This window comes from Sphingobacterium sp. UBA7253, assembly GCF_002472745.1.
GTDB classification, from domain to species: domain Bacteria; phylum Bacteroidota; class Bacteroidia; order Sphingobacteriales; family Sphingobacteriaceae; genus Sphingobacterium; species Sphingobacterium siyangense.
Map to the genome: position 1 here is coordinate 41,778 of NZ_DKSP01000032.1, position 12,243 is coordinate 54,020.

A 12,243-nucleotide genomic window follows, 5' to 3' on the forward strand; every position below is an offset into this window, starting at 1 on the left:
ATGCCCGTCTTTGCTATTTGCCTCAAAATCAACATCCGACCATCGATAACTCTGCCGCCCCCACATAAGCGAGCGACCGCCAACGTGATAGCCCCTGAACCAATTAAAGGGTTTTATTTCCTTATATGGACTTTCTGTCTCATTAGTCCAAAAGTCGATGTTCCCTTCGTTCATCCATTGATTTTTAATTCCAAAAGGTAAGTAGTGCTGTGCTCGATCCAAAGGTACCCGACCCCGATGCGGAAATTCCCAAGGATCTTTGTTTGGTGATGGGTAATCTTTGATATGCTCAATATTGCGTCCTCTTTCTAACATGATGGTTTTCAATCCACGTTCCGTTAGTTCCTTGGCTGCCCAGCCACCTGTGATCCCAGACCCGATGACAATTGCATCATAAACATTATTTGCCATTTATTTATAATTGGTTTATTTGGTTATTACTCAAAGGGAAGTTTCCCTTTAAAATAAAGTCTCCTCCACAATCAAGCGCTGCAAAGATGCCTGACAGTTATACCTAGTTTAGACGCTCCATTCTTATATTTTGGAAAGTGTAAGCATGAATCGTCTAAACAAGTTTAAGGTTTTTTTTTGATTTTATTGCAACCGGTTGCAAATTTTTGTAATATTGTATTAAACAAGCAGGTAGCTTGGATAACCAAATTATAAAGTATAAACGACAGACTGAGCCATTTCTTCCATCGCATTGGAATATTGATCTGTTTTGTACGTAATATAGTCTTTTTCAAAACACAATACATATGACAACAATTAAAGGTCCTGCCATCTTTCTCGCACAGTTTATCGGTGATGAAGCTCCGTTCAACTCTTTGGACTCAATCTGCCAGTGGGCAGCAGCCCTTGGCTATAAGGGTATACAACTACCAACTTTGGATGCCCGTTTTATCGATCTAGAAAAAGCAGCGCTCGATAAAAGCTATGCACTTGATCTAAAAGCTAAAGTACAGTCATTTGGATTGGAAATCACCGAACTTTCAACCCATCTCCAAGGGCAATTAGTGGCTGTAAATCCAAGTTTCGATGATCTATTTGATGCATTTGCACCACAGCATTTACATGGTAACCCTCAAGCAAGACAACAGTGGGCGATCCAGCAATTAAAATATGCCGTACAAGCTTCCAACAACCTCGGACTTAAAGCGCTAGCAACCTTTAGTGGCGCCTTTCTATGGCCATTTATATACCCTTGGCCACAAAGACCAGCTAACCTTATCGAAACGGGTTTTGCTGAACTTGCAAAATTATGGTTACCCATTCTCGATGAATGTGACTTGTATGATGTCGACCTATGTTATGAATTACACCCTGGAGAAGATCTCCATGACGGTGCTACTTTTGACTTATTTCTCGAAAATGTAAATTACCACAAGCGGGCAAACATTCTCTATGATCCCTCCCATTTTGTTCTTCAATGTCTTGACTATCTTCAATTCATCGACATTTACCATGAGCGAATTAAAATGTTTCATGTTAAAGACGCTGAGTTCAATCCTTCTGGTCGTCAGGGTGTCTATGGTGGCTTCCAGAGCTGGCAGTCAAGAGCCGGTCGTTTTAGATCAATTGGTGATGGCCAAGTGGATTTCAAATCTATATTTACCAAACTCACACAATATGATTATCAAGGCTGGGCTGTACTGGAATGGGAATGTGCATTCAAGAATGCTGAAGATGGTGCGCGGGAAGGCGCGCTGCATATTAAAGACTATATTATCCGTGTTACTGACAAGGCATTCGATAATTTTGCTGCCGTCGAAACCAATGATAGCCTTAACCGTAAACTATTGGGTTTATAATTACAAAAGATATCGGCATTAAAAATTCAACTTTATGCACAATACAAAACTAAAAATGGGCATGGTCGGCGGTGGAAAAAATGCATTTATTGGGGCTGTACATCGTATGGCTGCAGGAATTGATGGTCAGATTGAATTATGTTGCGGCGCACTGAGCGCTGATCCCCTCGTTGCAAAAGAATCCGCCGCGCTTTTAGGTCTTCCAGAGGAAAGGAGCTATGGAAGTTATCAGGAAATGATTGTCAAGGAAAGTAAGCGCCCAGCGGATGACCGCATGAACTTTGTCAGTATAGTCACGCCGAATTTTGCTCATTTTGAACCAGCAATGATGGCGCTGGAACATGGATTCCATGTCGTGCTTGAAAAGCCGATGACGCTGACAACAGAACAGGCCGTATTGCTCCAACAAAAGGTAGCTGAAACAGGATTGATACTCTGTGTTACATACACCTACTCGGCCTATCCGATGGTAAAACAAGCTCGTCATCTTGTCAAAGGGGGCCAATTAGGTTCGATTAGAAAGATTATGGTAGAATATCCGCAGGGTTGGCTCAGTAAGATGATCGAAAATGGTCTTTCTTTGGCCTTTTGGCGAACAGATCCCGAAAAGAGTGGGAAAAGTGGTTGTATGGGCGATATTGGAACACATGCTGCCCATCTAGCAGAATATATTTCAGGTTTAAAAATCACTAAAATGTGCGCCGATCTTCAAACATTTGTGACCGGAAGAAAACTTGAAGATGACGGCAATATATTACTTGGATTCGAAAATGGAGCCACAGGCGTACTATCGGCATCTCAAGTTGCCGCAGGAGAAGAAAACGCATTAAAAATTAGAGTATATGGTGAACTTGGGGGATTGGAATGGAACCAGCAGGATGCAAATACACTCATCTTTAAACAGCTCGATGCGCCGACCCAGCTATTTCGTGCAGGTCAACAGTACCTTTCACCAATCGCCAAACATAACATCCGTCTACCAGCCGGTCACCCCGAAGGATATATAGAAGCATTTGCCAATATTTATAGAAATTTTGCAGCCACGCTATTGGCATCTATGCAAGGTATAGAGCCGCGAGAAGAAGATACAGATTTTCCTACCGTAGCTGATGGTCTGCGTGGCATGAAGTTCCTAGAAACTGTGATTGCCTCGGGAAAATCAACACAAAAATGGACCGATTTTATTCGTTAGATATATACTTACCATAAGTGGCCAATGTCATTTGCTACCTGAACAAACGACATTGGCTGCACACTTTAATTTTTCTGTATTGACTGAGACATCTGGTTCAAATATCCCTCATAGTTTGAATAAGGTTCCTTGATCCTACCATTTGGTTTCAGATAAAGAAATCCTTCCTGATTATCCAAAATGACATTAAAATGGTTCAGAATCTGATTTCCAAATAAACTTGGTCTGCCATTACGCTTGGCCGGATCAGCGGCATTCGTCACAATATCTTTAAATTCAACACCAGCTATTGAAGCATTCAAACGGATAATCTTCCGGTTACTGATCATGGTAAGTGGCTCTAGATCGTCCCAATTGTGTCCTATACTGGTAAAATCTTCACCTAACAACATCGTGCCATCACGACCTGTATCAAAAAGGAACCAAAAATCAAATTGCCGTTGATTATGTCTAAAAGCAGCTTTAAACTTTGGTCGATTTTGTTCGTAAAATATCGGAAGCTTTGTATACTCCTTTGCTTTGGTGGGGAGATCGCGATGAATTACCAATTCCATTTTGTCATAATCGATTTCAATAATGTGATTTCGAAAGAAACTGTTACCTATAATAAGATCTTCAAAGGACTTCATATTGCCGACCTCTGTCATTGATACATTTTTCCATACCATAGACCCAATACGCAATTGATTGCCTAGGCTTGTCCGCTCGCTATTGACCCCGTCGGTATTCGAAACTGTCGTAAACGATGAAAATGATAAATCCAGCTGCTTTGAGTTATTTCTATTAACAACACCTGTTCCTGCTCCTAAATCAAACTGTATCGCGACATTTTTCTTGTTAATTGTTCCATTCAGGAAAATCCTTGAGCCAATAAGACGAAAAGGTATTGGCATAGGAAACGGATCATTTTGATCCAATACAGGTAGATCAGGTGGTAGTTGAGCATTTATACGAATGTGACAAGAATCCGTACCATTCAATAGTACGATGAACTCATACATTGCTCCAGGTTTAGTCATAACAGTTAATTCCTCCTGATCTGTTTTAAAAACGACTGTGCTTTCTTTCGTTGGAATATTCACGAAATAGACATCAGGGTTTGCTTTAGGATCTAATTTCCAGTCGACATGGCAATAGGCGCCATCTTTAATACCGACTTTCTCAGATGAAGCTTTGATCAAAGGTATCCTATTTTGTGGAAAGACGTTCGTCATCGTAAAAAGAGAAAGAAAAATAACAAAGGTAGCCAAGGCCATATGGCTTTTCCTTTTTTGATAGCGTGTTTTCATAATTTTGTATTTTTTTCAAGATCAAAGAAAAAAAATACCAGACGAAGAGTACACTTTTGCATCCCGACAATGTCCCGACAGTTACCCGACAATTGTATAATAGTCGCTATAAAATACAAATATCGGGCAAAATCCGTGCATTTTCACCTTTATTTAATCCGATCGCATTTCGCAGTATAACGATTATATTCATAAGGATCCAACATAGCGGAATAAGCAATTTCACATTGCTTTTAATACCTAGCCAATCGTTGAGTATAAAAATAACAAGCATCAGTAACACCGCGATTAAGGTAGATAAGATTTGTATTGAGATTAACTGACGGACCTTATACGAATGCTGTTTTTTTAACAGCATGATTGCAATGGGCACCAGAACATTTAATGGAGGCAATATAGAAAAGGGTAAGGAAGAAAGGTTGATAATCTTGATCCATGTGAGATTTTCGGATTCAGCAGGCATATCATATGCGGAAAACTCCGATTCGTCCACATGCAATGCCTGTGCAAGTGCACGAAGGGTGTAGCCCTTGGGTGGCTGCCCCGCTTCAATCCGCTGAATTGTTCTTACTGAAATACTTGATTTTTGTGCTAGTTCCTCTTGGGTTAAATTGAGTTTCTCACGTAATAATTGTAATTTGTTCATAAACAATAGATCGATCTTACGACCAAATTTACAGAATTTGGCCGTAAAAATTCATCAAATCTAAAGTTTATGGTTTCTTGGGAAAGTTAGCATCCTCTTCGGTAACCGTCTGCTCGTCAAGCGTTAAAGGAGCTGGAGGTATTTCGGTTACATTACGCTCAATTTCCTGCGTTTCAACGTGCACAGCATATTGCGAGGGTTCAATAGGGATTCCCATTACAGTGGCATACTCCCTTGTGTAGATTGCACCAAAATATAAAATGGCTGCTGTGTAATAGACCCAGAGAAGGATCAGCACAAATGAACCTGCCGCTCCATACGTATCTTGGGTTGCAGAATGCTCCAGGTAGACTCCAATTAAATAACGTCCCAATACAAATAAAATTGAAGTAAATAAGGCGCCCGCACGTACTGTCCGCCAATGTATATTGACATCCGGAAGCGCTTTAAATATGACACTAAATAACAAGAATATAATTCCGAAGGACAATGCAAAGTTAATCCCATCCATTAACATCACCGTTATGTCCGGAAAATAATGCTGTAGCTGATCTGTCAATGCTAATATTACACCATTTACAATCAATGTAACAACTAACAAGAACCCCAAACCAATTACCAAAGATGAAGACAATAATCTATCCTGAATCAATTTTAGCCAGCCTTTTTTCGGCTTCGCCCTTACATGCCAAATCTTATTGATCGAATTCTGTATATCCCCAAAAACAGTCGTTGCTCCTAAAATCAATGTAATACTACTGACAAGCAATGCCAGGTTTGACTTTCCTGAAAGTTGCAAATTCTGAATAACCTCTTGAATCTGTCTTGCGGCACTGCTTCCCACCAATCCACGGAGTTCCAAGAATACTTTCCCTTCAATCGCATCCTCACCATAAAAAATTCCGGCTAAGGCAATCATTAAAACCAATATTGGACCAATAGAGAAAACAGTATAATAGGATAATGAAGCACTATACTTCATCGAATCCTCATTCAAAAATCCCAAGACCGTACTTTTTAAAATTCGCCAATAGGTTTTCACCTTACTTCTACTTTTAGTTCGTTCATCCATGTTCTTGTACTTTGTACTCAAGAACAAACCATTGAGAAGCGAAGAAAGTTTGTAATTAGTGTGTTTTAATGCGAGTAGTCCGCTATAGTTCCCTGGAGAACCAAGCGATTGTGGTCTACAACTTTCAGACTCAGCGTAATATCTGAAGCGATGGTTTTCAATAATAGAATCGGTGATATTTTAGCTTCATTTGGCCAATCTACCAAATGAACTGCAACATGGGATAGCTCAGCTGTTTTATTGTAAGCCACATTAAGTTTATCTATATCCTTTGACGTGGTCAGCAGACTAAACTCCTTATCTTGTTTTTGAAACCATTGATAAAATAATTTACTGGGGAGGAACCTGCGCATGTCGTTATCTCCACGAATCGCTAATCTTACTTCGGGAACTTTCGTTTCGTAGGGTGTTTTCTCTTCGATCGTTTCGAAATTTTCGTCAACCGCATAATTAATAATGGTATCTATTTGAATGACCTTGTTTTTCAAAATTTCAATATCGACGTAATTTCCATCCAAATGTGCCATAATAGAATCAGCGGCTATAGGAAGTTCGCTAACTAATTGCTTTAGCTGATTTTTAAGTTGACTATTAGGGATATTGATCCAAGCTTTACCTATGTATTTTGCGGAAACAAGTTCTCTAACAAGATATTCCTTCGGAAAGTTCCAATCTGTTGAGAAAAATTCGCCAGACACATCGAGATGGTTTCCTTTCAAATCAAGCTCAATAAAATTATCCGTTGAAATATCACTATAACGCAGTGATTTACCTGTCAATGTACTTGGACGGTTAATAAATTGTTCGATGGTAACCCGGTCTTCTTTTGATTGAATTAGCTGAAGCATTTCTTCTTTCTTTGTATCAAGATCAAAGCCTAGACTTAGCAGCAGATCATCCCCTTTCCAGATAAATGCGATTTTGCTCGGTTGATGATAGGCATAGCTCACATCAGGGACTAGATTACTTTCCACTGCACCAACCTGTATCACATCTTTTAGAAAGGTCAAAAATTGTTGCTTATCCTTTAGCTGAAAAAAAGCATAAAAGTTTTTGGGATGGGGCTCCAAAGCAAAAAGAAATACATTCGCTTTGATATCAATTCCGTTGTCTTTGAGTTTACTTAGTTTTTGGCCAAAATCTTGCCCCTCTTTCGGCGCTGACTGCCATTTATTAAAAAACTGATTCAAAAGAATATCATCTAATGATACGGTCAACAAAGCCTTACTTTTTTTATGGACCAATGATTTGTAGGATTCTTGCTGTCGTAGTATGTAACCGCCCCAGGCAACGATCGCCAAAAGTACGAGGACAGCTACCGTCCAAAGTATTATTTTTTTAATCATATCAATTGAATCAGTAATTTTGGTTGTTTATCTCCTAAAAGCTCCTCTGAAAGATCCCTCAAGCTGAAAAAGTTATATTTCGCAGTATTAGGCGCTCTAAGAAAAACCTAGATTCGAAATTTTGTTCTGAAACAGATTCTATTTAAAATAGACCGATGAATCTTAAAATAGAGCAATGAATCGAAGACCGAAACAATGTCTTCTCTTGAAATAGCGCAAAATACTAGTTTTCAACAATGCACTTGATACCTCCTATTTTAAATCAGTAATAGCAAAAGTATCAAATGCCTGGAGATCTTTTCATCCCTGAAATCAGGGAATTGGGGAATTTAATTAGGTTTCCCGAATTAATCCGTATTCAATAGCCGATTTTACTGCAGCAGTAACACTTTTGGTTTGAAATTTCTCCATTAGATTCTTGCGATGGCTTTCTACCGTATGTGAACTGATAAACAATGAATCTGCAATTTGGTTTGTTGTCATTCCTTGCGCTACGAAAGTAAGCACTTCTTTCTCACGACGTGTTAATTTTGGCACTTGCTTAAGCCCCATTTCCACTTTCTTATTCAAGATAGCCTGAGTTTTTTCACAAAGATATCTTCTTCCAACAAGAACAGCGGAAATGGCAGCAAGTATTTCATCACCATTCGCATTTTTCTGTAAATAGGCATTTGCCCCCTCATTTAAAATGCTGTTGATCACTGCAAATTCATTGTGGACACTAAACGCAATAATTTTTAAATCCTTATTACTATCCTTCAGGTCTTTAACCAAATCGATACCGTTAGCATCCGGTAGATTGATATCAAGTAGCAATACCAATGGCATATCAGTGGCAATACGATGGAACAGTTCAGTCGCGCTCGAATACATGCCCACTACTTCAAAATCCTCATGCGCATTTATTATGTTTTTCAATCCCTCAAGTAGCAAAGGGTGATCGTCTGTAATCGCTATTTTTATCATTTTCCAAAAATTTAAATCATGGGTAATTCCAATTCAATGGTTGTACCCGCTCCATTCTCCGACATAACCTTCATTTCCCCGTTTAGAAACGAAAGTCTTGATCGCACATTATGCATTCCTGCAGAATGCTGCAAATCGACACTTTCCATATCAAAACCCTTGCCATCATCTTCAATTGTAATGTGTAAACGTTTATTATGTGAAGAAAGCTGTATTAAAATGTTGGTCGCATTGGCATGCTTCAACGCGTTATTCACCAATTCTTGAATAATTCTATACAAAGAAATCTCCTGTTCCGTACTTAGGCTTGATTCAAATTGTAAAAATTCACATTCAACTTGACATGTAGATTGACTCATTCGGCTTGCATAGTCTCTTAAAGTTTCTTTCAAACCATATTTTACAATTAAATCGGGCATAAGATTATGCGCAAGACGGCGAAGTTCATCGACAGCCCCGTCTAGCAAATCAATGCTTCGATCGATTCCTGCTTTCATGGTGTCTTGCTCCAAAGCATTTTTATTGATGGCTGATAATCCCAATTTGGTATTTGACAGTAAACCTCCCAATCCATCATGAAGGTCGCGAGCAAGACGGGTACGCTCTTTCTCTTCCCCAGCCAACATCGCAGTCAGGTTTTTAATGGCATGTTGTTGATTATTCTTTTCTATCTCAAGCTCATGCAAATGTTCCTTTTGTTTCAATGCCTTTGAACGCTGCCAATAGGCGTAAAATAACAATACGATCACAATCAAACAACTGATAAATAACCAGATATAGATCGAATTCATCCGTGATTTGAAAGCAATCTGTTTTTTGGAAACATCAAGCTCCTGTAAGCGTTGTTCATTTTCCAGCCGGCTTAATTGCAGATCCTGCTCCTTCTTATCCCGTTCGAGCTGCAATACTTTAAGTTGCTGGGTTCGATTCAGTTCATTTAATTTCAAATTCTCCACCAGTTGATGCTGCCTATCATTCAAGGCTTTCATCAACTTGATTTGCTGTTCCTTTTTCTCCCCTTCCAATCGAAGCCGCATTAACTTTTGGTTTTGCAGTTCACGCTCATACTTCAGCTCCAGTTGCTTCGTCTTATCGAGTTTATCCGAATTAAATGCTTTTTCAAATACATCTATGTAGCTTTTTTGATAATTGAAAGCCTCTTCATATTTACCTTCTTCAACACTTACTTCAGCCAGTCTACTAAATAGGCTTAGCCCCACTTGATAATCGTAATGGGCCTCTCTTTGAAGATTGTACAGTGCCTGCTGCAGATATTTTTTCCCTTCCTCGCGATGCCCCACTTTGAAAGACTCATCAGCGAGGATACCATAAGCAGGTATTGTAATGGCATATTGCCCCGTTTCAGCAGCAATATCTAAAGCCTGTTTGGCGTAGGATATCGCTTTCTTACCGCCATTATCAGGATAAAACTCATGGTACAGATTCGCTAGATTAACTGAAACATACGCTAGATCAGTCGGATTAACCAGATGCTTCTCATTGTTATTGATCAAATTATAAGCCTCAAGATAGTGTTGTTCAGCTTTCCTCAATAGATCACGATCTGCATTATTTGATCTATACTCCTCTTCAAATAGATAACCAGCCTGCATGTAGGCGTCAAATAGGCTATTGACATTCTTCCCTTCTTTAGCCGTTTCTAACAAAAGAGAGGTATACTTTTCTTGAAAATCATAATTGCGTTGGTTTGCATATATTGCTGTCAGTTCCTTATAGACGGCTAGTTTTCGAGCGATATTTGCGTCAGTCTGTGAAGCTTTCTCTAAAAATGAAATTGCTTTATGAAATTGAGAAACGGCTTCATCCTCCTTATTCTGCCGTGTCATAACCCATCCATCACAATAATATACATAGCCTTTAATTCCATTATCGCGGACAATCGGTAGCACAGATTTAGCATGTTCTAAATAATACCGTGATTTTTCATATGCATGATCGTTAAAGCTGTTCATTGCTGCAATACAATTCAAATAAGCATAATATTGCTTGTCAGGATAATTTCTTGCCAACTGAATATTATCATTAAGCAGTTGACTGGCCAGTACTTTTTCATTATTAAAATATAAGGCCTGCGCATATTTTCCAGTCAATACAAACCGCTCCTTGCTTCCTAAAGCAAGACTGTAATATGATTTCTTTAACTCTTGCAGCTGTTCTTGGGCAAGAATATCACTACAAAGGCACAAAAAAACAAAAAATATTAGTACCGATCTCCAAAAATTTTGAATATGCCCCATAAAAAAATAATTGTTCTAGCTATGTGAATTGGCCAAACTTAGATAAATTTGCCCTTATACGCAATTCATTCACTCGAAAAAAACTTAACTTCTCGCTGTTATTGACCTAATTAACCGAACCTTACCAAACAAAAAATTGTACCTTTGTAACAATGAAGTACATCTATCTTTTTCTTGCCATAGCCGCTGAGATATTTGCAACCACTTTTCTAAAGAAGTCTGCAGGTTTTACCCTTATAAAACCTACCCTTATCTGTATTGTAGGTTATATTATTGCCTTCTATTTTTTAAGTATCACACTTAAATACCTCCCCGTCGGAATATCCTATGCAATTTGGTCTGGGGTTGGTATTGTAGCCATTACGCTGATTGGTATGTTCTTATTCAAACAGATCCCCGATACAGCAGCCATTATCGGCATGGTCTTGATTGTCGTTGGAGTCATTATTATTAATCTCTTTTCAAAAATGGGCGCACATTAGCTGATCAAAGATCTAAATTTGTACTTTTGTAACTTACATAAATAAAAGGATACGTGTCGTTAGAGAAACTAAAACTTAGCAAAAGATTGACTGCTACGATGACCGAACTCGGTTACTTAGCTCCAAAGGAAATTCAAAGTAGATGCATTTCCAGAATTCTTGGTGGACAGGATGTGATTGCCATCGCTCCGGAAGGTGCTGGCAAAACCACAACTTATGTCTTATCTACCTTGATGAAGTTGAAATTCACAACAGATGAAGCTCCGAAGTTTTTGATCTTGGCGCCTAATGAAGAACGTATCGACGAAATTGTTGAGAGATTCTACCAATTAAGCAAAAATAAAGGTCTTCGCATCATTGGATTACGGGCTTCAGGTAGCATGGAAGAAGAAATCGAAGAACTGGTTGATGGAAAAGATATTGTTGTAGCTACTCCAAATCGTGCAAGAGCGATCTATCTTAAATTGGCCTTGAATCTCAACCGTATTCAGACACTAATTATTGATGATGCTGAAGAGATTATCAAACAAGGAATGCAAAATACAGTAAGGGAATTAGCCGAAAGCTGTGGAAAGGTACAACATTTGGTTTTCAGTACTGTTGAACACCAAAAACTTTATGACATGATCGACAATTTCATGAATGAAAATTGTGCCTCAGTCGAAATAGATGAACTTGAAAATGACACTGTCGACACCCTGGATCTATTATTATATCATGTTCCCAATTTCACAACAAAGATCAATTTATTAAATCTTCTGTTGCAGGATAAAGAAGTATTTCAAAAAGTAATCGTCTTTGTAAACTCGAAACTTACTGCCCAAAAGTTGGCCAGCAGTTTGTTCAGTAGCAATAAAGAAGAAATTGCTATCCTCAATCCATTGTTCTACGATGATCTTGGCTACGAGACCATGGAAGATTTCAAGGAAAATAATCAATCTCGTGTCTTGATTATTGCACGGGAAAATACAAACGATGTGGACCTTTCCGCTATTCCATTCATTTTTCAATTTGAGTTACCGAATGAAAAGGAGGAATTCTTAAATCATCTTGTTAAAAATGACGATAATGAAGAATCAGTCGTGTTGACTTTCACAACAGATCTGGAATTACCAATGGTCAAAAAAATAGAACAGGCCGTCGGTAAAAGAATGGATGTTTTGGAATTGCCTGAGGACCTT

Annotated in this window: 10 protein-coding genes and 1 pseudogene; 4 read left to right on the forward strand and 7 right to left on the reverse strand. The window is 38.7% G+C overall.

The window, feature by feature from the left end:
• A pseudogene (locus B2X72_RS03075) lies at positions 1-411 on the reverse strand (GMC family oxidoreductase); the annotation flags it as partial.
• A 347-nt stretch (positions 412-758) separates the two neighbouring features.
• Between B2X72_RS03075 and B2X72_RS03080 the strand changes: the two are divergent.
• Both B2X72_RS03080 and B2X72_RS03085 read left to right on the forward strand, forming a co-directional pair.
• Positions 759-1,811, forward strand: a complete 1,053-nt coding sequence (locus B2X72_RS03080; protein ID WP_075992828.1) for a sugar phosphate isomerase/epimerase family protein — start codon at positions 759-761, stop codon at positions 1,809-1,811.
• 34 nt (positions 1,812-1,845) lie between these two features.
• Complete coding sequence (locus B2X72_RS03085; protein ID WP_075992829.1) at positions 1,846-3,003, forward strand: Gfo/Idh/MocA family protein; 1,158 nt, start codon at positions 1,846-1,848, stop codon at positions 3,001-3,003.
• Positions 3,004-3,068: 65 nt separating this feature from the next.
• Here the strand turns inward: B2X72_RS03085 and B2X72_RS03090 are convergent, their stop codons facing one another.
• The 6 genes from B2X72_RS03090 to B2X72_RS03115 all read right to left on the reverse strand — a co-directional run bounded on the left by B2X72_RS03090 (position 3,069) and on the right by B2X72_RS03115 (position 10,580).
• Positions 3,069-4,292 (reverse strand): retropepsin-like aspartic protease, encoded by a 1,224-nt coding sequence (locus tag B2X72_RS03090; protein ID WP_088161738.1) that lies wholly within the window; start codon positions 4,290-4,292, stop codon positions 3,069-3,071.
• A 106-nt stretch (positions 4,293-4,398) separates the two neighbouring features.
• Positions 4,399-4,938 (reverse strand): helix-turn-helix domain-containing protein, encoded by a 540-nt coding sequence (locus tag B2X72_RS03095; RefSeq protein ID WP_088161739.1) that lies wholly within the window; start codon positions 4,936-4,938, stop codon positions 4,399-4,401.
• 67 nt (positions 4,939-5,005) lie between these two features.
• A complete protein-coding gene (locus B2X72_RS03100) occupies positions 5,006-6,010 on the reverse strand; it encodes a YihY/virulence factor BrkB family protein (protein ID WP_088161740.1) in 1,005 nt (334 codons plus the stop codon).
• A 65-nt stretch (positions 6,011-6,075) separates the two neighbouring features.
• Positions 6,076-7,356: a hypothetical protein gene (locus B2X72_RS03105; RefSeq protein WP_088161741.1), complete on the reverse strand. Its 1,281-nt coding sequence runs from the start codon at positions 7,354-7,356 to the stop codon at positions 6,076-6,078.
• A gap of 333 nt (positions 7,357-7,689) precedes the next feature.
• On the reverse strand, positions 7,690-8,322 hold the full coding sequence (locus B2X72_RS03110) for a response regulator (RefSeq protein WP_075992833.1): 633 nt from the start codon (positions 8,320-8,322) through the stop codon (positions 7,690-7,692).
• 11 nt (positions 8,323-8,333) lie between these two features.
• Positions 8,334-10,580, reverse strand: coding sequence for a sensor histidine kinase (locus tag B2X72_RS03115; RefSeq protein WP_286848248.1), 2,247 nt, complete (start codon positions 10,578-10,580; stop codon positions 8,334-8,336).
• 152 nt (positions 10,581-10,732) lie between these two features.
• On the opposite strand from B2X72_RS03115, the gene B2X72_RS03120 reads away from it, so the two are divergent.
• Together B2X72_RS03120 and B2X72_RS03125 are read left to right on the forward strand one after the other, a co-directional pair.
• Positions 10,733-11,062, forward strand: coding sequence for a DMT family transporter (locus B2X72_RS03120; protein WP_075992835.1), 330 nt, complete (start codon positions 10,733-10,735; stop codon positions 11,060-11,062).
• A gap of 53 nt (positions 11,063-11,115) precedes the next feature.
• The coding region (locus tag B2X72_RS03125) for a DEAD/DEAH box helicase (RefSeq protein ID WP_286848249.1) at positions 11,116-12,243 on the forward strand (1,128 nt) is incomplete at its 3' end.

Excerpts from the sequence above, each read along its gene's own strand:
- B2X72_RS03080 (WP_075992828.1), top strand. The coding sequence starts at position 759 with ATGACAACAATTAAAGGTCCTGCCATCTTTCTCGCACAGTTTATCGGT.
- B2X72_RS03085 (WP_075992829.1), top strand. The coding sequence starts at position 1,846 with ATGCACAATACAAAACTAAAAATGGGCATGGTCGGCGGTGGAAAAAAT.
- B2X72_RS03090 (WP_088161738.1), bottom strand. The coding sequence starts at position 4,292 with ATGAAAACACGCTATCAAAAAAGGAAAAGCCATATGGCCTTGGCTACC.
- B2X72_RS03095 (WP_088161739.1), bottom strand. The coding sequence starts at position 4,938 with ATGAACAAATTACAATTATTACGTGAGAAACTCAATTTAACCCAAGAG.
- B2X72_RS03100 (WP_088161740.1), bottom strand. The coding sequence starts at position 6,010 with ATGGATGAACGAACTAAAAGTAGAAGTAAGGTGAAAACCTATTGGCGA.
- B2X72_RS03105 (WP_088161741.1), bottom strand. The coding sequence starts at position 7,356 with ATGATTAAAAAAATAATACTTTGGACGGTAGCTGTCCTCGTACTTTTG.
- B2X72_RS03110 (WP_075992833.1), bottom strand. The coding sequence starts at position 8,322 with ATGATAAAAATAGCGATTACAGACGATCACCCTTTGCTACTTGAGGGA.
- B2X72_RS03115 (WP_286848248.1), bottom strand. The coding sequence starts at position 10,580 with ATGGGGCATATTCAAAATTTTTGGAGATCGGTACTAATATTTTTTGTT.
- B2X72_RS03120 (WP_075992835.1), top strand. The coding sequence starts at position 10,733 with ATGAAGTACATCTATCTTTTTCTTGCCATAGCCGCTGAGATATTTGCA.